We start from the raw sequence: 18,987 nt of genomic DNA on the forward strand, positions 1-18,987 counted from the left end.
TGGAAATGGGAGTGGACGTCCGAGCCGGTGGTGCGGATGTGCCCGGCATCCGACTTCAGCGCGGCATGGTCCTTCTCCAGCTGCTCCAGATCGCCGGTGTACTGGGGGATTTGGTCCGGCTTCAGCTCGATCTTCACGACTGCTGCGCCCCCGGCTTCTTCGGGTCCAGGTCCACCGCGCCGAGGGCCTTGTGCTGGGCGTCGGCGGCCATGTCCAGGTCGCCGTTGAGGTAGGCGGTGGTGGCGTCCACCGCGCCCGTGAGGGACTTGCCGGCCCGGGCGGCGATGAACTTCAGGTCGTTGGTGGTGTGCTCGGCGAACTGCGACAGGGCCAGCGCCACCAGACCGCCCGCGGCCTTCTCCCCGCCCTTGCCGCCCTGACCGCCGCCGTGCGCTTCGCCCTCGGCAGTGATCGTGCCCGCGCTGCTCGCGGCGGACTGCAGATGCTCCCCGTACGCCTTGGCGTGCCCCTCGATCTTCCCGGCGAATTCACCGGTCGTCTTCAGCACGCTCGAAATGCCCTGCGGATGCAGGTCCCAGCCCGCCATGCCTACCCACGCTCCCCGTTACCGTCCCGCCCGTTGCCGAGCGGGTCAGCCGATGTTGTCGACCGCAGCCTTGGCCTTGGACAGCGTGTGCTGCGCCGTGCCGTCGTTCTTCTCCAGCGTCGTCTTCAGCAGCTGGATGATGTTCTTGACCTCCTGCGAGGCACGGTTCCAGCGCAGCTCCTTGCCGTGGTACTCATCCGCCACGCCATCGGCGGTGAAGTCCGCCATCGCCGCCTTCACCTGACCGTCGCGCGCCGTGATCACCTGCTCCAGCCGCGCGATCACCGTCTGGATATTGCCCTGCGCATCACCCGACGCCGTCGTGTCGTACGAACGACGATCCTGTCCACCAGCCATCACACACACTCCCCGTCACACACACCGGCCCACCCAGCAGCCGGAAGACAATTGATCAGCGGTCGCCGAAACGCGCCGCGCCCAACGATCAGCGGCTGCCGAAGCGCGCCGCGCCCAACGATCAGCGGCCGCCGAAGCGCGCCGCGTCGAAATTCGCCGCCGACATCTGCTGCCGCGCGTTGTCCCCGTGCTCCTGATCGCCGGAGCTGAACGCCGCGTCCATGCCCTTCTGGCCGCCGAGAATCCCCGACAGGGAACTCTGCAGCGACGACGCGATCTCGTCCGAGTGGGCCTTGAACCGGTCGAAGGCGGCCTTGCCGGAGCCGTTGAACTTGCCCTCCAACGGCGCCGCCGCATCGACCAGCTGCCGGATCAGCGAGCCCAGGTCCTCACTCGACCCACGCGACTTCGACTGCAGCGTCGACAACGTCTGCGATCCCATGTCGAACTTCATCAGGCTCCCCCTGCCGGCTGGACGGCTGTCGTTTTAAGTGGAGCCATATTTATCAAGTCGGGGTGGGTGCTGCAATCGAGGGTACGGAGCCTGTGGATAACCATGTGGCGGCGTACCGAAAAGCCGCCCGACTACGACCCGATGATCCCGTTACGGCATAGATTCGGTATATGAAGATCCTCAGTGTGAACGTCGGGGCGGCGAAGGCGGTCGAGTACACCGACGCGCCGTCCGGAACGACCGGTATCGACAAGCAGCCGGTGACCGGGCCGGTGCGGGTGACCGCCCCCGGCCCCGCCGGAGTCGGGGCGAGCGGGGTGGCCGGGGACTCGGTCTGCGACCTGCGCTACCACGGGGGCGACGACCGGGCCGTCTACGCGTTCGCGCGGGAGGACCTGGACGCGTGGGAGCAGGAGCTGGGGCGGCCGCTGGCCAACGGCGCGTTCGGGGAAAACCTCACCACCGCGGCGATGGACCTGCGGGAGGCGCTGGTCGGCGAGCGGTGGCGGGTCGGCGACGAGGTCGTGCTGGAGGTGACGGGGGGCCGTATCCCGTGCCGTACGTTCGCGGGCCGGCTCGCCGAGAAGGGCTGGCTGCGGCGGTTCACGCTGGCGGGCTCCTCGGGGGCGATGCTGCGCGTCATCGAGCCGGGGGAGTTCAGCGCCGGCGACCGGGTCGAGGTGGTGGACCGCCCGGATCACGACGTCACGGTCGGGCGGCTGTTCCGCGCCGTGACGACCGAGCGCAAGTCGCTGCCGGACATGCTGGTCGCCGCGGAGTGGATGGAACGCGAGCAGCTGGAGATCGCCCGGAAGTACGCCGCCAAGTACGGGAGCCGGTGAGCGAGTACGCCGGTGAGCCGGTCACGTACGGGAGCCGCTGAGCCAGTACGCCGGTGAGCGAGTACGTCGGTGAGCCAGTACGCGGTACCTGTCCTACCGGGCCTGTCCTACCGGGCCTGTCCTAGCGGCGTGCCGCGCCGGACGGGCGGAGGCGGTTCATGACACTCATGTACGAGGCGGGGAAGAGGCGGGCCAGCAGGTCGGGGACGACGGCGGAGGCGGCGATCAGGACCCGGGGCCTGCGGGCGCGGATGCCCGCCAGGATCTGCTCGGCGGCCTTGTCGGCCGGGTAGGTCAGCAGCTTGGCGAAGCTCTCCTTGCCCGCGCGGGACTCGGCCGCGTCGGCCGCGGCGGCCACGCGGGCGTTCTCGGCGATACGGGTGCGGATGCCGCCGGGGTGGACGGTGGTGACGCCGGTGGCGCGGTCGGCGAGCTCGTGGCGGAGGGACTCGCTGAAGCCGCGCAGCGCGAACTTGCTGGCGGCGTAGGCCGACTGGCCGGGCGGCGCGATCAGCCCGAAGAGGCTGGAGACGTTGACGATGTGGCTGCCGGGGGAGCGCAGGAGGTGCGGAAGGAAGAGGCGGGTGAGCGCCACCGGGGCGCGGAAGTTGACGGCCAGCACCCAGTCGAACTCCTCGGCCGTCAGCTGCTCGAAGCGGCCGCCGAGCGCCACCCCGGCGTTGTTGATCAGGAGCGTGATGCGCGGATGGGCCTCGGTGATCCGGGTGACGAGGGCGTCCAGTCCGTCGGTGTCGGAGAGGTCGGCCACGTGGGTGTCGACGGTCAGGTGCGGGTGCCCGGCGCGCACCTTGGCGGCGACGTCCGCCAGCCGGTCGGCGTCCCGGTCGATGAGGACGAGTCCGCTGCCGCGCGCCGCGAGCCCGTAGGCCAGCTGCTCGCCCATGCCGCCGGCCGCGCCGGTCACGACCGCGGTACCTCCGGCGAAACGGTACGGGGAGAGGGCGGCGGCAGGCATGGGGCTCCTCCGGGGTGGGCGGGCTTCGGTGATCTCCGGCCGCACCAGTCTGCCCGTGAAGCACCGCGCCCGGCTTGACCCTGCACGACAGAGGCTTGCCTCTGGACGACACGGGGCCGGCCCTTGGACGACACCCGGGGTCAGCTCGTACCACTCTCCGGAAGCAGTCCCCCGCGCCGCACCCCCGTCGGCGACACCCCCCACCACCGCCGGCAGCAGCGGGTCAGGGCCGACTGTTCGGAGAGGCCGAGGAGGGCGGCGATCTGGGTCATGGGGATGGCGGTGCCCGTGAGGTAGTGGCGGGCGGCCTGGCGGCGTGCGTCGTCGAGGATCGCGGCGTACGTCGTGCCCTCGTCGCGCAGCCGCCGCTGCAGGGTGCGCGGGTGGATGCTGAGCAGCCGGGCGACCGCGCCGATGTCGGGCGGGGTGGTGCCCAGGGACTGCTGTACCGCGCCGCGGACCCGGAGGACGAGATCGGCGCGTTCGTCCGGCGCCTGTTCGGCGAGGAACGCCAGGGCGAGCCGGCGGAGGTGTTCGTCGCCGCCCGCGAGCGGCCGGTCGCCGAGGCTCTTCGGTACGCGGAGCAGGGCGGCGGGGCGGGCGACGCGTACGGGGGCGCCGAAGAACTCCTCGTACGTGGAGAGAGGCGCGGCGGGGCGGTACGGGAGCTCTACAGTACGGAGCCCGTAGGGGCCGTCGACGAGGAACTGGATCGCGCGGTGCAGGAAGCCGAGGCCCAGGTCGGTGCCCTGGACGGGGGCGGGGAGGCCGGGGTGCGGGCCGTAGCGGAGGGCGGCGATGCCCGGCGCGTCGTACGGGTCGGGTTCGAGGGTGAGGCTGAGGGCCTGCGCGTGGACGAAGAGGTAGCGCGAGGTGCATTCGAGCGCGTCGGCGACGGTGGGGGAGTGCTGGATGGCCAGGGCCAGCGCGCCGAGCATGCCGAAGTCCTGGCGGGTCGCGACGCGCAGGCCGAGGTCGGGGCGGTCCAGCCCGGCGGCGGCCAGCTCCAGCACCCTCGTCATGGCCTGGTCGTCGACCAGGAGGTCGTCGGTGTCGAGCGCGGCGACGGGCAGGCCGGCGGCCGCGGCGTACTCCTCGGCGTCGCCGCCCAGCTCGGCGACCGTCGCACGGAAGCCGCGCAGCCCCGCCGATCTGATCACCGACATGCTGAGAGCCTGTGTCCGGTCACCGACATGTCGTTCAGGGTCAAATACGTGTCGTGTGAAGTCAAGAACCCCACCCGCCCCATTGCGCAGACTGGGGCCATGACGAATTCCGACGGCCGGCGGCCGGACTCCGAGCACCTTGATGTCGTGATCGTGGGCGCCGGGCTGTCCGGCGTGGGCGCGGCGTACCGGCTGCGGACGGAGTGCCCGGGGCGCTCGTACGCGATCCTGGAGGCCCGCGCGTCCATGGGCGGCACCTGGGATCTCTTCCGCTACCCCGGCATCCGCTCGGACTCCGACATGTTCACGCTCGGCTATCCGTTCAAACCGTGGCGGGACGCCAAGTCGATCGCCGACGGACCGTCGATCCTGCGGTACATCAAGGAGACGGCGGCGGAATTCGGGATCGACCGGCACATCCGGTACCGCACGAAGGTGCTCTCCGCCGACTGGTCGACGCGCGACGCGCGCTGGACGCTGACCCTCGAACGCACCGACGAGGCGACGGGCGAAGCCGTACGCTCCACCCTGACCTGCGACTTCCTGTACTCCTGCGCCGGGTACTACGACTACGACCGGGGTCACGCGCCCGACTTCCCCGGCCTCGGCTCCTTCACCGGGACCGTCGTCCACCCGCAGTTCTGGCCCGAGGACCTGGACTACGCGGGCAAGCGCGTCGTCGTCATCGGCAGTGGGGCCACCGCCGTCACGCTCGTGCCCGCGATGGCCGGCCGGGCCGAGCGGGTCACGATGCTGCAGCGCACGCCGACCTGGATCAGCGCCGTGCCCGGCCGGGACAAGATCGCCGACAAGGTGCGGGGCGTGCTGCCCGCGGGCGTGGCCCACCGCGCCGTGCGGACCAAGAACATCCTCTTCGGGATCGGCTTCTACCAGTTCTGCCGGCGCCGCCCGCAGGCCGCGCGGAAGCTGCTCACCCGTCTGAACACCCGCGTCCTGAAGGACGAGCAGGCCGTGCGGGACCACTTCACGCCCTCGTACAACCCCTGGGACCAGCGGCTGTGCGCGGTGCCGGACGCCGACCTCTTCAAGGCGCTGAAGCAGGGCCGGGCCGAGGTCGTCACCGACCACATCGACACCTTCGTGCCCGAGGGCATCCGGCTGAAGTCGGGGAAGGTGCTGGAGGCGGACGTCGTCGTCACCGCCACCGGGCTGCGGCTGCTCGCCTTCGGCGGCATCACTCCGCAGATCGACGGGCGGCCGGTCGAGCTGTCGCGGCAGTTCGTGTGGCGCGGCGCGATGATGACCGGCGTGCCCAACTTCGCCGTCTGCATCGGCTACACCAACGCCTCCTGGACGCTCCGCGCCGACCTCACCTCGCGGCTGGTGTGCAAGGTGCTGAACTACATGGACCGCAACGACTACGCGGCCGTGGTGCCCGAGCCCGGCGGTCCGCTCGCCGAGCGGCCGCTGCTCGACCTCGCCGCCGGATACGTCAAGCGCTCCATCGACGCGTTCCCGCGCCAGGGCGACCGCGGGCCGTGGAAGGTACGCCAGAACTACGTGCTGGACGCCGCCACGACGATGCGGACGAACCTCGGGCGCACGCTGAAGCCCACGCCCCGCGCGGCGGTGCGCCGCGGGCAGCAGGCGCCGGGCCGCGAGCCGGAGCACGCGCCGGGCGGTACGCCGGGGCAGGACCGGGCGCACACGCGGGCGGAGGCCGCCAAGTGACCGCCACCGACACGGTGTACGTAGACGTCGACGGGCATCCCGTACGCGTACGCGTCAGCGGGGAAGCGAACGGCGAGGCGACCGGCGAGGCGACCGGCGACGGCCCGCCCGTCGTGCTGCTGCACGGCATCGCGCGCAGCCTGGAGGACTGGCAGCTCACCCACGACCTGCTCGCGGCGCGCGGCCACCGGGTCATCAGCACCGACCTGCCCGGCTTCGGCCTGACCCGGCGCATGAAGGGCCGCACCGGGCTCGCCTCCTTCGCGCGGGCCGTGATCGGCGTGCTGGACGCGCTGGGGGAGCGACGGCCCGTGCACCTGATGGGCAATTCGCTCGGCGGCGCGGTCGCCATGACCGTCGCGGCGGAGTACCCGGACCGGGTGGCAGCCCTCGTCCTCGCCAACAGCGCCGGCTTCGGCCGCGAGGCCAACCTCTCGCCGCGCTCCATGGGGTACGCCGCACTGGCGGCGCTGCCCGGTGTCGGAAAGCGGTTCCGGGTCCGGGCCCGGGAGGCCGGCGTCCAGGTCAACCGCGACCTGTTCCACGACCCGCGGCACGCCACGGAGGAGCTGATCCGGCACGCCGGGCTGGTCGGCCGGCAGCCCGACTTCCGCGGCACCTTCATGGCCACGCTGCTGAGCCTGGGCGTGCCGGTCCTCGGGTCGTACCCCGGCTGGCGCCGCGCCCTCCTCGCGCGGACCGCGGCGGCCCGCGTGCCCACCCTCGTCGTCTGGGGCGACGCGGACGCGGTATTGCCGGTGAAGCACTTCCACGCCGCGGTGGCCGCGCTGCCGCACGCCCGCAGCCACCTCTTTCCCGCCACCGGGCACATGCCCCAGATCGAGCGGGCGGCGGAATTCACGGAGCTGGCGGCCGGGTTCCTGGACAGCGTGGCGGGCCCCACGAAGGATGCTGCGGGGGACGGCTCCGTAAAGGACGCCGCGGGAGACGGCGCCGGGAGCGCGGCGGCGAGGGGCACCGCGAAGGGGTGAGGTGAGCGATGGCGGGGACGTGCGCGCCGGCCACGCAGGCCGCACCGGTACCGGCCCCGCTGCGCGCCCGCTACGAGGTCACCCGCTCGACGGTGGCCGGCCGCCCGGTCCTGCGGCTCGCCCCGCGCCGCGGCGCCACCGGCCGCCACCTGCTCTACACGCACGGCGGCGCGTACGCCTTCCCGCTGCAGACCGCGCACTGGTGGCTCCTCCAGCACGCCGCCAAGGGCACCGGCGTCACCCTCACCGTGCCGCTCTACCGGCTCGCCCCCGAGGGTGACGCGCCAGCGGCGTACTCCCTGCTGCGTACGGTCTACGACGCCCTGTGCGCCGAGGCGGGGTCCGGGAACGTCACCCTCGGCGGCGACTCGGCCGGCGGCGGGCTCGCGCTCGGCCAGGCCGTCGCGTACCGGGACGCGGGCCTGCCCCCGCCGCGTCAGGTACTGCTGTTCTCGCCGTGGCTGGACCTCACGATGTCGCACCCCGCGCTGCCGGCGCTGGAGCCCCTCGACCCGCTGCTCCGTACCGATGACCTGATCGAGGCCGGGCGGCTGTGGGCGCACGGCGCCGATCCGCGCTGCCCGCTGCTCAGCCCGCGGTTCGCGGACGTGGCCGGGCTGCCGCCGGTGCACGTCTTCCAGGGCGGCCGGGACCTCTTCGCCGCCGACGCGCGGCTGCTGGGTGACCGGCTGGCGGCGGCCGGCAACGGCGGCACGTTCACGTGCGAGCCGGAGGCGGGCCACGTGTACGTGAGCGCGGTGTGGACCCCTGAGGCGCGGCGGTCCCTGGCCGGGGTCCGCCGACTGCTGAGCAAGTGGGTTGATCCTACGAAGAGTTGAGCTGTGAGTCAGGGTAATTGACAGAGTGTCAGTTGGCTGGAACGCGCCTCTCGGGACGGCGTGTTACCCGCGGTACAACATCGAGATGACTTTTCCGAGACTGACGCGAAGAACCGTCCTGGCAGGTCTGGGCAGCGTGCCGCTGGCCGCAGGGATCGCCGGTGCGGCCCCGCAGACGAAGGCGCCGCCCGCACCCGACGACCGCGCCCGCCCCACCCTCCTCCGCAACGCCGACCTCGTCCTCACCATGGACCCCGACATCGGGGCCGGCGAGCTGGGCACCCTTGAGCACGCGGACGTACTGATGCGGGGCGGCCGGCTGGCCGCGGTGGGGCACGGGCTGACCGCCCCGGAGGGCGCCCGCGTGGTGGACGCGCGCGGCAAGCTCGTCCTCCCCGGCTTCGTCGACCTGCACAACCACCTGTGGCAGTCCAGCATCCGCGGCGGCTGCTCGGACCAGGACCTGAACGGCTGGCTGGCCGCCTGCAACCGCGCCACCCTCCCCAAGATCGACGCCGCGGACATGTACCGCTTCGTACACCTCGCCGCCCTGGACGCCCTGCAGGCCGGCGTCACCACCGTCGTCGACTGGGTGCACGCCATCCCGTACGACACCAGCGAGCAGTACATCCGGGCGCTGGACGACACCGGGCTGCGCTTTGTGTACGCGATGGCGCAGACCGCCGACGCGATCGGCCTCCTCCCGCGCGTCAAGAAGGAGCTGCTGGACCCGCTGCCGCTGGCCTCCGCGCAGGTGTCCGTGCACGCGGGCATGAAGGCCGTACCGGAGCTGCGCCGCTTCCGCGAAGTCGCGGACGACCTTGGCCTCATGCTCAACTCCCATGTACTGGAGCACCGCGACGACCGCGCGGACGACCCCATCCGCTCGCTCCGCGAGGCCGGCGCCTTCGGGCCCGGGCTGCTGATGAACCACGCGATCCACCTCATCGACGAGGAGATCGCGCTGACCGCGGAGCACGACGTGCGGGTGGCGCACTGCCCGCTCAGCAACATGCGGCTGGCCTCCGGGATCATGCCGCTGCCCGCCATGCACCGGCGCGGCGTCAAGGCTGGGCTCGGCCACGACGGCGGCACCAACGACACCTCGGACATGTTCAACGTCATGAAGGCCGCGGTCGGGCTCCAGCGCGCGCTGCACGAGGACGCGGAGATCCACCCCACCCTCCCGGCCGTGCTGCGGATGGCGACGCTCGGCGGCGCCGAGTGCATCGGGATGGCCGACCGGATCGGCTCCCTGACGCCCGGCAAGCGCGCCGACGTCCTCGTACTCGACCCCGGCACGCTCAACTTCGCGCCCCGCTTCGACTGGATCAGCCAGATCGTCCTCAACGGCCAGCCGCCGAACGTCTCCCACGTCTTCGTCGACGGACAGCCGCGCAAGGCCCACGGCGAGCTGGTCGGCGTCGACACGGAGGCGGTGGTACGAGAGGCGGAGCGCGCGGCCGCACACGTCCGGGCCGCTGCCTGACCGCCGCGTCAGCCCGGGCTCGCGTCGCGTCGCCGCGCGAACCGGGCACGAGCGGCGTCGTGGGCGCCGCGCAGCAGCCGCACGATCGTGTCCGTCGTCGCCTCACCGGGATTGACGACAGAGACCCAGCCGAGCGAGCCGTACACCGGATGCGGCAGCACACTGTCGGTGGCCGCGTGGTCGCGCGGGCGGCCGAGGCCGCGCGGCTCCTCCCCGGTGAGCTCCTGGAACGTCGCACGGTCGACGTGGACGTTCACGCGCCAGCGGCCCGGAGGGTCGAGGTCGGAAGCGGTGTCGTCGGGGTAGTTCTTGGTGACGATCGTCCCGTACGGCTGGACGCGGTGCGGAATCCGGCCGTCGGGGGCGTAGTAGAAGAACGCGTCCCCCCCCATGTGAGCTCGGGAAATCCGCCTTCGCCCGGTCCCGGGACGACCACGAGTGCCCCGTCGAAGCCCCGCACGGTCGCGAGGATCTGTGCCATCTGTTCCATACTCATGGTTCAAGCGTCACCTTCAAGTGCTGATGTGGGGTTGGCCATGGGCGAGCCGGTGAGCGGTGCGCCACGCGTACGGCTCGGAACAGTCGATGTCGCCCGGGCGTCGGAGTACTCGGTGCAACAGGTGCGCGACCTGGAGCGGCTGGGAGTCATTCCCCCGGCCGCCCGGTCGAGCAACGGCTACCGGTCCTACACACCCGCTCACGTGCACGCTCTTCGTGCCTATCGAGGACTCGCGGCTGCCGTGGGGCCGGTGGCCGCACGGCAGCTGCTCGCGGAGCTGCGCACAGCGACGATCGAGAGGGCGGCCGCGGAGATCAACGCGGTCCACGTCCGGCTCGCGCGGGAACGGGACGAGGCGCTGCGGGCCCAACAGGCCCTGCGTGCGATCCAGGCCGAAACGCGCACACCCGAGCCCGAGCGGGGGAGTGACGCGATGACGATCACAGAGCTCGCCGGGGCGCTCGGTGTACGTCCCTCGACGCTGCGGTTCTGGGAGCAGGAAGGGCTCGTCCTCCCCGAGCGCGTGACGTCACTGCGAGCCCGTCGCTACGGCCTGTCGGCGATCAGAGCCGCCCGCATCGTCGCGGCCCTGCGCGGTGCCGGTCACGGCGTTCCCGCGGTGCGCGAGATCATGGGCGCTCTGCACGGGCTCGACGGCCTGGAAGAGCCCCAACGCATCCTGCAGCAACGTCTTGACCGGCTCGCCGTACGAAGCGTGGCACTGCTCCGCGCAGGCGCGGACCTGGCAACCGTCGTGCTCAGCGGGGAAAGACCTCGAACGTGACCGCCGGGAGGCCGCGGTGGCGGTCGCCCGCCATTTGCAGCATCTGCTCGATGAAGCCGCGGGCGTAGGCCAGCGGGTCCTGGGCCCCGCCGTTGAGGCCCTCGATGTACGAGCGGTGCTCGGCGAGCGAGGCGATGGCGCGCTCGATGCCGGGGCCGACCTCGACGGCGTGCGTGGGGTGCGGCGATCCGGCGACCGCCACCCGGCGCACGCCGTTCCAGGGCGCGAGCCCGTACTCCTTGAGCAGCTCGGGGAAGATCCAGCGGTTGCCCGCGTCGCCCGCCGCGTCCAGGACGGCCCGCCCGACCACCCGGTGATCGGGCGTGTTCCAGTGCACGCCGCCCCAGGTGTCGTGGTGGTTGAGCGTGATCAGCAGCTCCGGGCGGTGCCGCCGGACCGCGGCAGCCAGGTCGCGGCGGAGCGGCAGACCGGCCTCGATGACGCCGTCCGGATGGCGCAGGAACTCCACGTTCTGCACGCCGACCGCCGCCGCGCTCGCCCGCTGCTCGGCCTCACGGATCACCGCGCACTCCTCGGGCCCGATCCCGTCGATGCCCGCCTCTCCGTGGGTGACCAGCAGATACGTGACCTCGCGGCCGGCGTCGGTCCACTCGGCGACCGCGGCGGCGGCGCCGTATTCGAGGTCGTCGGGGTGGGCGACGATCGCCAGGGCGCGCTGCCAGTCGTCGGGCAGCGGCGTGAGGCCGGCCGGTCCGGGGGCCGTGGTGTCGGGTGCGGGCACGAGAGGCTCCTTCCCGGGGCGGCGCACCGCGTGCGCGTCCCTGCGCGGCGTACCGGCGGACGGCGTACGCCTGCTTCGAGCATGCCACGGTGCGGTGGCCGGGGATGGCGGAAACGGGCCGGTCCGAAACGGCTGATCCTCGTCGGTCGCGGGGTCCGTGGGTGAGGTGGCGGACGTCCGGATGGCGCCGGCGCGGAGTCATGGCGCGCGCCGGGGGCGCGGGTGGCGCCCGCTCCTGTGCCTGCTGAGCTGCATGTCATCACATCGGGTGAATAAGTGGCCCAGGCTTGCGAGTGGCAACGGTGGGTTGCCACGCTGTTGCTGACTGTCAAGCCCTTGGGAGGGCATGTGCCTTTCGGTGAGCAGCCCGCGTACCTCCGCGTCGCCGGCGACCTGCGTCAGAAGATCGTCGACGGCGTGCTGCCGCCGCACACCCGCCTCCCCTCGCAGGCCCGTATCCGCGAGGAGTACGGCGTCTCGGACACCGTCGCCCTCGAAGCCCGCAAGGTCCTGATGGCCGAAGGGCTGGTGGAGGGCCGCTCGGGGTCGGGCACGTATGTCCGCGAGCGCCCCGCCCAGCGCCGTATCGCCCGCGCCGGATTCCGCACCGGGGCGGGCGCGACGCCGTTCCGCCAGGAGCAGTCGGACGAGAAGGTCAAAGGGACCTGGGAGTCCAGCAGCGAGCAGGACGAGGCGAGCGACGCGATCGCGGCCCGGCTGCGCGTCCGGCCGGGCGAGCGGGTCATGCGCACCCGCTACCTCTTCCGCACCGAGGGCGAGCCGGTGATGCTCTCCACCTCCTGGGAGCCGCTGGAGGTGACGGGCCGGACGCCCGTGATGCTGCCCGAGGAGGGGCCGCTCGCCGGGCGCGGCGTGGTCGAGCGGATGGCGGCCATCGACGTGATCGTCGACAACGTCGTCGAGGAGGTCGGGGCCCGGCCGGGGCTGGCCGAGGAGGCGATGGTGCTGGGCGGCGTGCCCGGCCATGCCGTACTGGTCATCTCGCGGACGTATTACGCGGGCGGCCGCCCCGTGGAGACCGCCGATGTCGTCATGCTCGCCGACCGGCACCGGGTCGCATACCACCTCCCGGTGAAGTGACGCGGGGGAGAGGCGGGGAAGAGGCGCCGGTCCCGGTAGTGGTGAAGGGACACCGTTCCCGGTAGTGAAGTGCCCATGCTGGGCGAGTGGCTGACGGCGGCGCACCACCGTCCGTACTGGTGCGTAACCACCAGGTCAGCACCCGCAACGCCCGGCAATGTCCGCATTTGTCGCCCACTTTGCGATGTTGAAAAACTCACACCGCCCAAGTGAACGGGGATATTTGACCGAACATTGGATTCCGATCTTCCGTTTCGCTCTTACGATGGCGAAGTTTGTGCACGGCCGTGGGGGAAGATCAGGAGACCAAGCACGTTGAGCACGCCGAAGACCCCGAGCGCGGAGCAGGGCTCCCACTCGAACTACCGCAGGTCCCTCGGGACCATCGCCCTGACGGCCACGGGACTCGGGTCGATCATCGGCTCCGGCTGGCTGTTCGGAGCCGAGCGCGCCGCCGCCATCGCCGGTCCTGCCGCCATTCTGGCCTGGGTCATCGGCGCGGTCGTCGCCCTCACCATCGCGCTGACCTACAGCGAGCTGGGCGCGATGTTCCCCAAGGCCGGCGGCATGGTCCGGTACGGCCAGTACTCGCACGGCTCGCTGGCCGGCTACCTCGCCGCCTGGGCCAACTGGATCGCGATCGTCTCGGTCATCCCCGGTGAGGCCACCGCGTCCGTCCAGTACATGAGCTCCTGGGACTTCGGCTGGGCGCAGGGGATGTACGACGGCAAGGAGCTCACCGGCTCCGGCGTCGCGGTCGCCAGCGTGCTGCTGATCTTCTACTTCTTCCTGAACTGGTTCGCGATCACGCTGTTCGCGAAGACCAACACCGCGATCACGGTCTTCAAGGTCGTCGTGCCGATCATGACCGCGGGCGCGCTGATGCTGGCGCACTTCGACACGAGCAACGTCAAGCAGTTCGGCGGCTTCGCCCCGAACGGCTGGAGCGCGGTCTTCACCGCCGTCGCCCTCTCCGGCATCGTCTGGGCCTACAACGGCTTCCAGTCCCCGCTGAACATGGCGGCCGAGGCGCGCAACCCCGGCAAGTCGCTGCCCAAGGCGGTCATCCTCTCGATCGTCATCGCGCTGGTGATCTACCTCGCGCTGCAGGTCGCCTTCCTCATGGGCGTGCCCGCCCACGACCTGACCAAGGCCGGCAGCTGGGCCGGGCTGGGCTTCAACTCCCCGCTCGCCGACCTCTCGCTCGCCTGGGGCCTGAACTGGCTGGCGATGCTGCTGTACGCGGACGCCTTCATCTCCCCGTCCGGCACCGGCATGATCTACGCCGCCACCACCTCGCGCATGATCCACGGCGTGCAGGAGAACGGCCACCTGCCCGGCATCTTCGGCAAGGTCGACAAGAAGACCGGTGTGCCGCGCCCGGCCCTGGTCCTCAACCTGGTCATCGCGTTCCTCTTCCTCGCGGTCTTCCGCGGCTGGGGCTCGCTCGCCGAGATCGTCTCCATCGCGACGGTCATCTCCTACATCACGGGTCCGGTCGCCGTGATGTCGCTGCGCCGTCTCTCGCCGGACCTCAAGCGCCCGGTGAAGCTGCGCGCCATGCCGGTCATCGCCCCGATCGCGATGGTCTTCGGCTCGCTCGTCCTGTACTGGGGCCGCTGGCCGCTCACCGGCAAGGTCATCCTGATCATGGCCGTCGGCCTGCCGGTCTGGGCCTGGTACGAGCTGCGCAAGCCCTGGGCCGAGCTGAAGCCGCACCTGAAGGCCGGCGCCTGGGTGGTCGCGTACCTGCTGGTCATGGCCGCGGTGTCGTACTGCGGCGGCACGGAGTTCGGCGGCCGCGGCTTCATCCCGCAGGGCGTGGACCTCGGGGTCGTCGTGGTGATCGCCCTGGCCTTCTACTACTGGGGTGTGCGCAGCTCCTGGCGCAACCCCTCGCTCCTCGTGGCCGAGGCCGAGGCGCGCGCCGCCGCCGAGCGGGACGAGGCCACTGACGGTGACGACGACGGCCGGGACCCGGCCGAGAAGGTCGACGCCCGCGTCTGATCCACCGCCCGCACTGCTCCGGCCGCCCGGCACCGTCTCGGTGCCGGGCGGCCGTCGTTTCCGGGCCCGCTACCGGCCGGTCCGCGGTACGAGTGACGCGGGGCAATGGATGTGGACGGTGACATGGCCGGTTCGGTGCCTCTTTGTGCAAAGACGTATCCGGTGCGTGAAGGTCGGGCGTAGGCTCGGGCATATGCGGATCGGGTTTTCGGTGTTAGTGCAGGACGGGCGCGCCACGGCGCGCCGGACGGCGGACGGAGGAGCGCGATGACCGACAGTGGCGCCGTACTGCCGTGGCTGGTCATCCGCGAGGACGACAACGGCAACCGCTACCGCGTCGGCCGGTACGCCACCCGCACGGAGGCGGAGCAGGTCGCCGACCGGCTCGGCGGCCGCGGCCGCGAGCGGCTCTATGTGGTCGAGCGGGTCGACCGCGCCACGGCCTGACGATCGAGGCCGCATAGGCTGCCGCGCATGAGTGCGGTGCGTGTGGTGGTGGGCGGAGCGGTGCTGGACCGGGGGCGGCTGCTGGCCGCGCGGCGCAGCGCGCCGCCGGAGCTGGCCGGGCGCTGGGAGCTGCCCGGCGGCAAGGTCGAGGCCGGCGAGACGCCCGAGCAGGCGCTCGTACGGGAGCTGCGCGAGGAACTGGGCGTCGCGGTCGAGCCGCTGGCGCGCATCCCCGGGGAGTGGCCGCTGAAGTCCGGGCTGGTGCTCCAGGTGTGGACCGTACGGCTGGTCTCCGGGACGCCGCGGCCGTTGCAGGACCACGATGCGCTGCGCTGGCTGCCGCCGGGCGACGAGGGCACGGTGGACTGGCTGGACCAGGACCGGCCGGCGGTCGCCGAGGCGATGCGCCTGCTCATGGGGCAGGGGGCGCTCGACTGACGGGCTACGCCGTTCGCGCCACGATGCACCTGGTTGACCCTCTTGGGGCGATAACCGAACCCTGATATCGGGTATGTGCTGATTAACCCCCCTCAAAATGTACAAAACCGCCGGGGGAGCATCGGGCTGGGGAAGTGATCGGCGTGAGCGACAGCGCAGCGGCAGGGCCCACGGGGTCGCCTGCGTCGCAGGCCCGCCGGCTGGGCACGGCAGCGGTCCCCCCGATCGCCGAGTGGAGCTTCCCGGCCGAGCCGGGCGTGGTCCGTACGGCCCGTGCCATGGTCCGCGAGACGCTGCACGACTGGGACATGGAGCCGGCGGTGGACGTGGCCGTCCTCCTGGTCAGCGAGCTGGTGACCAACTCCCTGCGGTACGCCAGCGGGCCGATCGGCGTACGGATCGTCCGGCTGCGCGGCGGAGACCTCCTCGTGGAGGTGTCCGACCCGCTCCCCGACCCGCCCCGCGAGCGCACGGCCGCGCCCGACGACGAGGGCGGCCGCGGGCTGCAGCTGGTGGCATGCAGTGCCCGCCGCTGGGGCACCCGACGGGGCAGGAGCGGCAAGACGGTGTGGTTCGAGCTCGCCGAAACCGGCTGACGCCCGCCGGGCGGTCGCGCCCCTTGTGGCCGTCGCGCAGAAAACACTGCTTCGTGCCTGGTGGGGAGGTTGGAGCGGACCGTGGCTGGTTATGAGTCTGGGTGGGTTGCGATCGTTGCGAATTCATCGAGACCTCGTCGATGACCTGCGATCGAGACTGTGCTGTGATCGTGAGGACCGTGTTCCGGATAGCCGTGTTGCTGGATACTCGGCCTGTCCGGTCCGGGCACGATGAGCTGGAGGGGACGGGGCTCGTGAGCGAGATGTCAGCGGGTGAGGAACACCCTGCGATGAGGGATGGGTCGGGCCGGATGGACGTACCGGACGGCCCGCCCGTCTGGCAGAGCAGCGCGCCCGGATCGATCTACGACTACATCCGCGTCGCCTCCTTCGCCCTGGGCCCCGACGGCCGCATCGAGCAGTGGAGCCGCCGCGCCGCCGACATGCTCGGCATCCCCGCCAAGGACGCCATAGGGCAGGATCCGGTGGAGGCGTTCGTCCCGCGCGAGCTGCGCGAGGCCGGGCACAGGACGGTCAGCGAGATCCTCGACGGCCGCGAATGGACCGGCCTGGTGCCGTACCGCACGGGCCCGGAAGCGCCCGTCGACGGCCTCGCCGAGATCTACGTCATGCCGTCCGAGACCGGCACCGGCGAGCGCGCCGCGGTCTGCCTGGTCGTCGACGTACGGGCGCTGCGCGGCATCGAGACCGACCTCGCCGCCGCGCAGGCGGTTTTCGGACAGTCCCCGATCGGGTTCATGCTCTTCGGCACGGACCTGCGGCTGCGCCGGGTCAACGAGCGCTTCGCCACGGTCTTCGGCGGCCCGCCGAGCAGGTTCCAGGGCGCGGCGCCCGAGGAGTACCTGCCACGCCCCGAGGCCGAGCGGCTCAACGCCGCGCTGCGCCGGGTCCTGGAGACCGGCGACCCGGTCGCCGAGATGCAGCTGGTGGGCACGCCGCACGGCACGGACGAGCGCCGCCGCTGGTCGGTGTCGCTGTACCGGCTGCACAGCGCCAGCGGCCGCCCCATCGGGGTCGCGGCCCTCGCCTCCGACGTCACGGGCCGCCGCCGCGCCGAGCGGGAGGCCGCCAACGCCCGCCGCAATCTGGCCCTGCTGAACGAAGCGGGGGCGCGCATAGGCAATTCGCTGGACCTGGAGACCACCGCCCGCACCCTCCTCGACGTCGCCGTGCCGCAGTTCTGCGACCTGGCCTCGGTCGACCTGTACCAAGGGCTGCTGGCCGGGGACGAGGCGCCGCCCGGCATGACCGACGGCAGCGCCGAGCTGCGCCGGGTCGCCTTCGCCAGCGCCGTGTCCGACGGGCCGCTCCCGGAGGGCGGCGGCCGCGGCAGCGCCCCGGGCGGGGACGCGGCGGAGGACGACGGCGCGCCGGTCGCGGTCGGCGCGGTGCACCGTTTCCCCTTCAACTCCCCCTGTGCGGGGGCGCTCCGTACGGCCGAGGCGCAGATCATCCCGGGCCGCGAGACCGACGAGCGGCCCGAACTGGGCCGCGCGGTCGTGCACTCGACGCTCGCCGTGCCGATGGTCGCCCGCGACACCGTCGTCGGCCTCGTGCAGTTCTCGCGGACGAAGGGCAGTGAGTCCTTCGGCGAGCGGGACACCGCGCTCGCCGTGGAGCTGGCCGCGCGCGCCGCCGTCTGCATCGACAACGCCCGGCTGTACCGCCGCGAGCACGAGCGCGCGCTGATCCTCCAGCGCAGCCTGCTGCCGCCCGGCGACCCGGAGGCGGCGGGCCTGGACATCGCCTGCCGCTATCTGCCGGGTACGACCGCCACGGAGGTCGGCGGCGACTGGTTCGACGTCATCGAGCTGCCCGGCCACCGCACGGCCCTGGTCGTCGGCGACGTCATGGGGCGCGGCCTGCGCGCCGCCGTCGCCATGGGTGAACTGCGTACGGCGGTGCGGACGTTGGCGCTGCTGGACCTGGAGCCGGCCGAGGTGCTCTCGGCGCTCGACGAGATCGCGCGCGGGCTGGGGGCCACGGGCAGCGACGGGCGTTCGGGCCCGCGGGGGCGCGGAGCCGCCGGGGGCGCCGGTCCGCAAGCGGGCGCGGACATCGGCGCGGCAGCGGGCGCGTACGGGAGTACGGCAGCGGGCGCGGACGCCGGAGCGGAGGCGGGACCGCACGCGGGCTCCCGGCGCACCGACCGCGCCACCGACCTCTCCGAGGTCTACCTCGCCACCTGCGTGTACGCCGTCTACGACCCGGTCACCCGGCGATGTACGTTCGCCAACGCCGGCCACCTGCCGCCGGTCCTGGTCGAGGAGGGCGAGGACGCTCTCCTCCTCGACGTCCCGCCCGGCATGCCGCTGGGCGTCGGCGGCGAGCCCTTCGAGGAGATCGAGGTCGAGCTGCCGGACGGCGCGCTGCTCGCGCTGTACACCGACGGCCTGGTCGAGTCCCGGGACCACCCGCTCGACGAGGGTCTGCAGGCGTTCCGCGCGGCCCTGTCGGAGGCGGGCCGCCCACTGGAGGACGCCTGCGACCACGTACTGTCCGCGCTGGACACCCGGCACGGCGAGGACGACATCGCCCTGCTGATGGCCCGGGTGCACGGCCTGCCGAAGGACGCGGTCGGCGACTGGAACCTCGCCCCCGAGGCCCGCTCGGTCGCCCGCGCCCGCGAACTGGCCCGCGACCAGCTCACCGACTGGGGCCTGGAGCCCCTCGTCGACACCACCGAACTGCTGGTCAGCGAGCTGGTCACGAACGCCTTGCGGCACGGCCACGGCGACATCCGGCTGCGCCTCCTGCTGGACCGCACCCTGGTCTGTGAGGTCTGGGACGCGGACCTCGCACAGCCGCGGCGGCGGCGGGCGCGGGACACCGACGAGGGCGGCCGCGGCCTCCAGCTCGTCGGCCTCCTCAGCAGGGGCTGGGGCAGCCGCCGTACGCCGCGGGGCAAGACCGTCTGGTTCGAGCTCGACCTGCCCGACGGGGACACCAAGGCGCCGGATCCGACGGATGCGCTGCTGGACCTGTTCTGACCGTCACG

At 72.3% G+C, this 18,987-nt stretch carries 18 protein-coding genes and 1 pseudogene; 12 read left to right on the forward strand and 7 right to left on the reverse strand.

From position 1 onward, the window contains the following. Nucleotides 1-133: 133 nt before the first annotated feature. The 3 genes from ACZ4MH_RS17145 to ACZ4MH_RS17155 all read right to left on the reverse strand — a co-directional run bounded on the left by ACZ4MH_RS17145 (nucleotide 134) and on the right by ACZ4MH_RS17155 (nucleotide 1,358). Nucleotides 134-547, reverse strand: coding sequence for a DUF6507 family protein (locus ACZ4MH_RS17145; protein ID WP_351599136.1), 414 nt, complete (start codon nucleotides 545-547; stop codon nucleotides 134-136). 45 nt (nucleotides 548-592) lie between these two features. Next, nucleotides 593-904: a pore-forming ESAT-6 family protein gene (locus ACZ4MH_RS17150; protein ID WP_351588406.1), complete on the reverse strand. Its 312-nt coding sequence runs from the start codon at nucleotides 902-904 to the stop codon at nucleotides 593-595. Between the two features lie 121 nt (nucleotides 905-1,025). Continuing rightward, nucleotides 1,026-1,358, reverse strand: coding sequence for a hypothetical protein (locus tag ACZ4MH_RS17155; RefSeq protein WP_351599137.1), 333 nt, complete (start codon nucleotides 1,356-1,358; stop codon nucleotides 1,026-1,028). A 170-nt stretch (nucleotides 1,359-1,528) separates the two neighbouring features. Here ACZ4MH_RS17155 and ACZ4MH_RS17160 point away from each other — a divergent pair, with 170 nt between their 5' ends. Then, nucleotides 1,529-2,200: an MOSC domain-containing protein gene (locus tag ACZ4MH_RS17160; protein WP_351599138.1), complete on the forward strand. Its 672-nt coding sequence runs from the start codon at nucleotides 1,529-1,531 to the stop codon at nucleotides 2,198-2,200. Between the two features lie 121 nt (nucleotides 2,201-2,321). Here the strand turns inward: ACZ4MH_RS17160 and ACZ4MH_RS17165 are convergent, their stop codons facing one another. Further along, complete coding sequence (locus tag ACZ4MH_RS17165) at nucleotides 2,322-3,176, reverse strand: SDR family NAD(P)-dependent oxidoreductase (RefSeq protein ID WP_351599139.1); 855 nt, start codon at nucleotides 3,174-3,176, stop codon at nucleotides 2,322-2,324. Nucleotides 3,177-3,316: 140 nt separating this feature from the next. Next, entirely contained in the window at nucleotides 3,317-4,342 is a 1,026-nt protein-coding gene (locus tag ACZ4MH_RS17170; RefSeq protein WP_351599140.1) for an AraC family transcriptional regulator, read from the reverse strand. 99 nt (nucleotides 4,343-4,441) lie between these two features. Between ACZ4MH_RS17170 and ACZ4MH_RS17175 the strand changes: the two genes are divergently transcribed. From ACZ4MH_RS17175 to ACZ4MH_RS17190, 4 genes are all read left to right on the forward strand, one after another. Continuing rightward, nucleotides 4,442-6,034 carry a flavin-containing monooxygenase gene (locus ACZ4MH_RS17175; RefSeq protein ID WP_351599141.1) on the forward strand — a complete coding sequence of 531 codons (1,593 nt, stop codon included), beginning with the start codon at nucleotides 4,442-4,444 and terminating at the stop codon, nucleotides 6,032-6,034. Beyond that, entirely contained in the window at nucleotides 6,031-7,026 is a 996-nt protein-coding gene (locus ACZ4MH_RS17180) for an alpha/beta fold hydrolase (RefSeq protein ID WP_351599142.1), read from the forward strand. Before ACZ4MH_RS17175 ends, ACZ4MH_RS17180 begins: the two co-directional genes overlap by 4 nt. An 8-nt stretch (nucleotides 7,027-7,034) precedes the next feature. Then, entirely contained in the window at nucleotides 7,035-7,865 is an 831-nt protein-coding gene (locus ACZ4MH_RS17185; RefSeq protein WP_351599143.1) for an alpha/beta hydrolase, read from the forward strand. A gap of 85 nt (nucleotides 7,866-7,950) precedes the next feature. Further along, a complete protein-coding gene (locus tag ACZ4MH_RS17190) occupies nucleotides 7,951-9,354 on the forward strand; it encodes an amidohydrolase family protein (protein ID WP_351599144.1) in 1,404 nt (467 codons plus the stop codon). 8 nt (nucleotides 9,355-9,362) lie between these two features. On the opposite strand, the pseudogene ACZ4MH_RS17195 reads toward ACZ4MH_RS17190, so the two are convergent. Next, a pseudogene (locus ACZ4MH_RS17195) lies at nucleotides 9,363-9,835 on the reverse strand (DUF6194 family protein). 55 nt (nucleotides 9,836-9,890) lie between these two features. On the opposite strand from ACZ4MH_RS17195, the gene ACZ4MH_RS17200 reads away from it, so the two are divergent. Next, a complete protein-coding gene (locus ACZ4MH_RS17200; RefSeq protein ID WP_351599145.1) occupies nucleotides 9,891-10,637 on the forward strand; it encodes a MerR family transcriptional regulator in 747 nt (248 codons plus the stop codon). On the opposite strand, the gene ACZ4MH_RS17205 is transcribed toward ACZ4MH_RS17200, so the two are convergent. Beyond that, entirely contained in the window at nucleotides 10,612-11,379 is a 768-nt protein-coding gene (locus tag ACZ4MH_RS17205; protein ID WP_351599146.1) for a PIG-L deacetylase family protein, read from the reverse strand. The genes ACZ4MH_RS17200 and ACZ4MH_RS17205 overlap by 26 nt on opposite strands. A gap of 348 nt (nucleotides 11,380-11,727) precedes the next feature. Between ACZ4MH_RS17205 and ACZ4MH_RS17210 the strand changes: the two genes are divergently transcribed. From ACZ4MH_RS17210 to ACZ4MH_RS17235, 6 genes are all read left to right on the forward strand, one after another. Beyond that, entirely contained in the window at nucleotides 11,728-12,480 is a 753-nt protein-coding gene (locus ACZ4MH_RS17210) for a GntR family transcriptional regulator (protein ID WP_351599147.1), read from the forward strand. 315 nt (nucleotides 12,481-12,795) lie between these two features. After that, nucleotides 12,796-14,487 (forward strand): APC family permease, encoded by a 1,692-nt coding sequence (locus ACZ4MH_RS17215; protein ID WP_351599148.1) that lies wholly within the window; start codon nucleotides 12,796-12,798, stop codon nucleotides 14,485-14,487. Nucleotides 14,488-14,754: 267 nt separating this feature from the next. Continuing rightward, the gene (locus ACZ4MH_RS17220; RefSeq protein ID WP_351599149.1) at nucleotides 14,755-14,934 is read left to right on the forward strand and encodes an SPOR domain-containing protein; all 180 of its coding nucleotides are present in this window, start codon (nucleotides 14,755-14,757) and stop codon (nucleotides 14,932-14,934) included. A gap of 27 nt (nucleotides 14,935-14,961) precedes the next feature. After that, entirely contained in the window at nucleotides 14,962-15,372 is a 411-nt protein-coding gene (locus tag ACZ4MH_RS17225; protein ID WP_351599150.1) for a (deoxy)nucleoside triphosphate pyrophosphohydrolase, read from the forward strand. A gap of 200 nt (nucleotides 15,373-15,572) precedes the next feature. Beyond that, the gene (locus ACZ4MH_RS17230; RefSeq protein ID WP_031065875.1) at nucleotides 15,573-15,968 is read left to right on the forward strand and encodes an ATP-binding protein; all 396 of its coding nucleotides are present in this window, start codon (nucleotides 15,573-15,575) and stop codon (nucleotides 15,966-15,968) included. A gap of 290 nt (nucleotides 15,969-16,258) precedes the next feature. Further along, a complete protein-coding gene (locus tag ACZ4MH_RS17235; RefSeq protein ID WP_351599151.1) occupies nucleotides 16,259-18,979 on the forward strand; it encodes a SpoIIE family protein phosphatase in 2,721 nt (906 codons plus the stop codon). Nucleotides 18,980-18,987 lie beyond the last annotated feature (8 nt).

This window comes from Streptomyces sp. NPDC026301, from assembly GCF_055567935.1.

Excerpts from the sequence above, each read along its gene's own strand:
- ACZ4MH_RS17235 (WP_351599151.1), top strand. The coding sequence starts at position 16,259 with ATGAGGGATGGGTCGGGCCGGATGGACGTACCGGACGGCCCGCCCGTC.
- ACZ4MH_RS17150 (WP_351588406.1), bottom strand. The coding sequence starts at position 904 with ATGGCTGGTGGACAGGATCGTCGTTCGTACGACACGACGGCGTCGGGT.
- ACZ4MH_RS17190 (WP_351599144.1), top strand. The coding sequence starts at position 7,951 with ATGACTTTTCCGAGACTGACGCGAAGAACCGTCCTGGCAGGTCTGGGC.
- ACZ4MH_RS17200 (WP_351599145.1), top strand. The coding sequence starts at position 9,891 with ATGGGCGAGCCGGTGAGCGGTGCGCCACGCGTACGGCTCGGAACAGTC.
- ACZ4MH_RS17185 (WP_351599143.1), top strand. The coding sequence starts at position 7,035 with ATGGCGGGGACGTGCGCGCCGGCCACGCAGGCCGCACCGGTACCGGCC.
- ACZ4MH_RS17155 (WP_351599137.1), bottom strand. The coding sequence starts at position 1,358 with ATGAAGTTCGACATGGGATCGCAGACGTTGTCGACGCTGCAGTCGAAG.
- ACZ4MH_RS17175 (WP_351599141.1), top strand. The coding sequence starts at position 4,442 with ATGACGAATTCCGACGGCCGGCGGCCGGACTCCGAGCACCTTGATGTC.
- ACZ4MH_RS17145 (WP_351599136.1), bottom strand. The coding sequence starts at position 547 with ATGGCGGGCTGGGACCTGCATCCGCAGGGCATTTCGAGCGTGCTGAAG.
- ACZ4MH_RS17225 (WP_351599150.1), top strand. The coding sequence starts at position 14,962 with ATGAGTGCGGTGCGTGTGGTGGTGGGCGGAGCGGTGCTGGACCGGGGG.
- ACZ4MH_RS17160 (WP_351599138.1), top strand. The coding sequence starts at position 1,529 with ATGAAGATCCTCAGTGTGAACGTCGGGGCGGCGAAGGCGGTCGAGTAC.
- ACZ4MH_RS17170 (WP_351599140.1), bottom strand. The coding sequence starts at position 4,342 with ATGTCGGTGATCAGATCGGCGGGGCTGCGCGGCTTCCGTGCGACGGTC.
- ACZ4MH_RS17165 (WP_351599139.1), bottom strand. The coding sequence starts at position 3,176 with ATGCCTGCCGCCGCCCTCTCCCCGTACCGTTTCGCCGGAGGTACCGCG.
- ACZ4MH_RS17220 (WP_351599149.1), top strand. The coding sequence starts at position 14,755 with ATGACCGACAGTGGCGCCGTACTGCCGTGGCTGGTCATCCGCGAGGAC.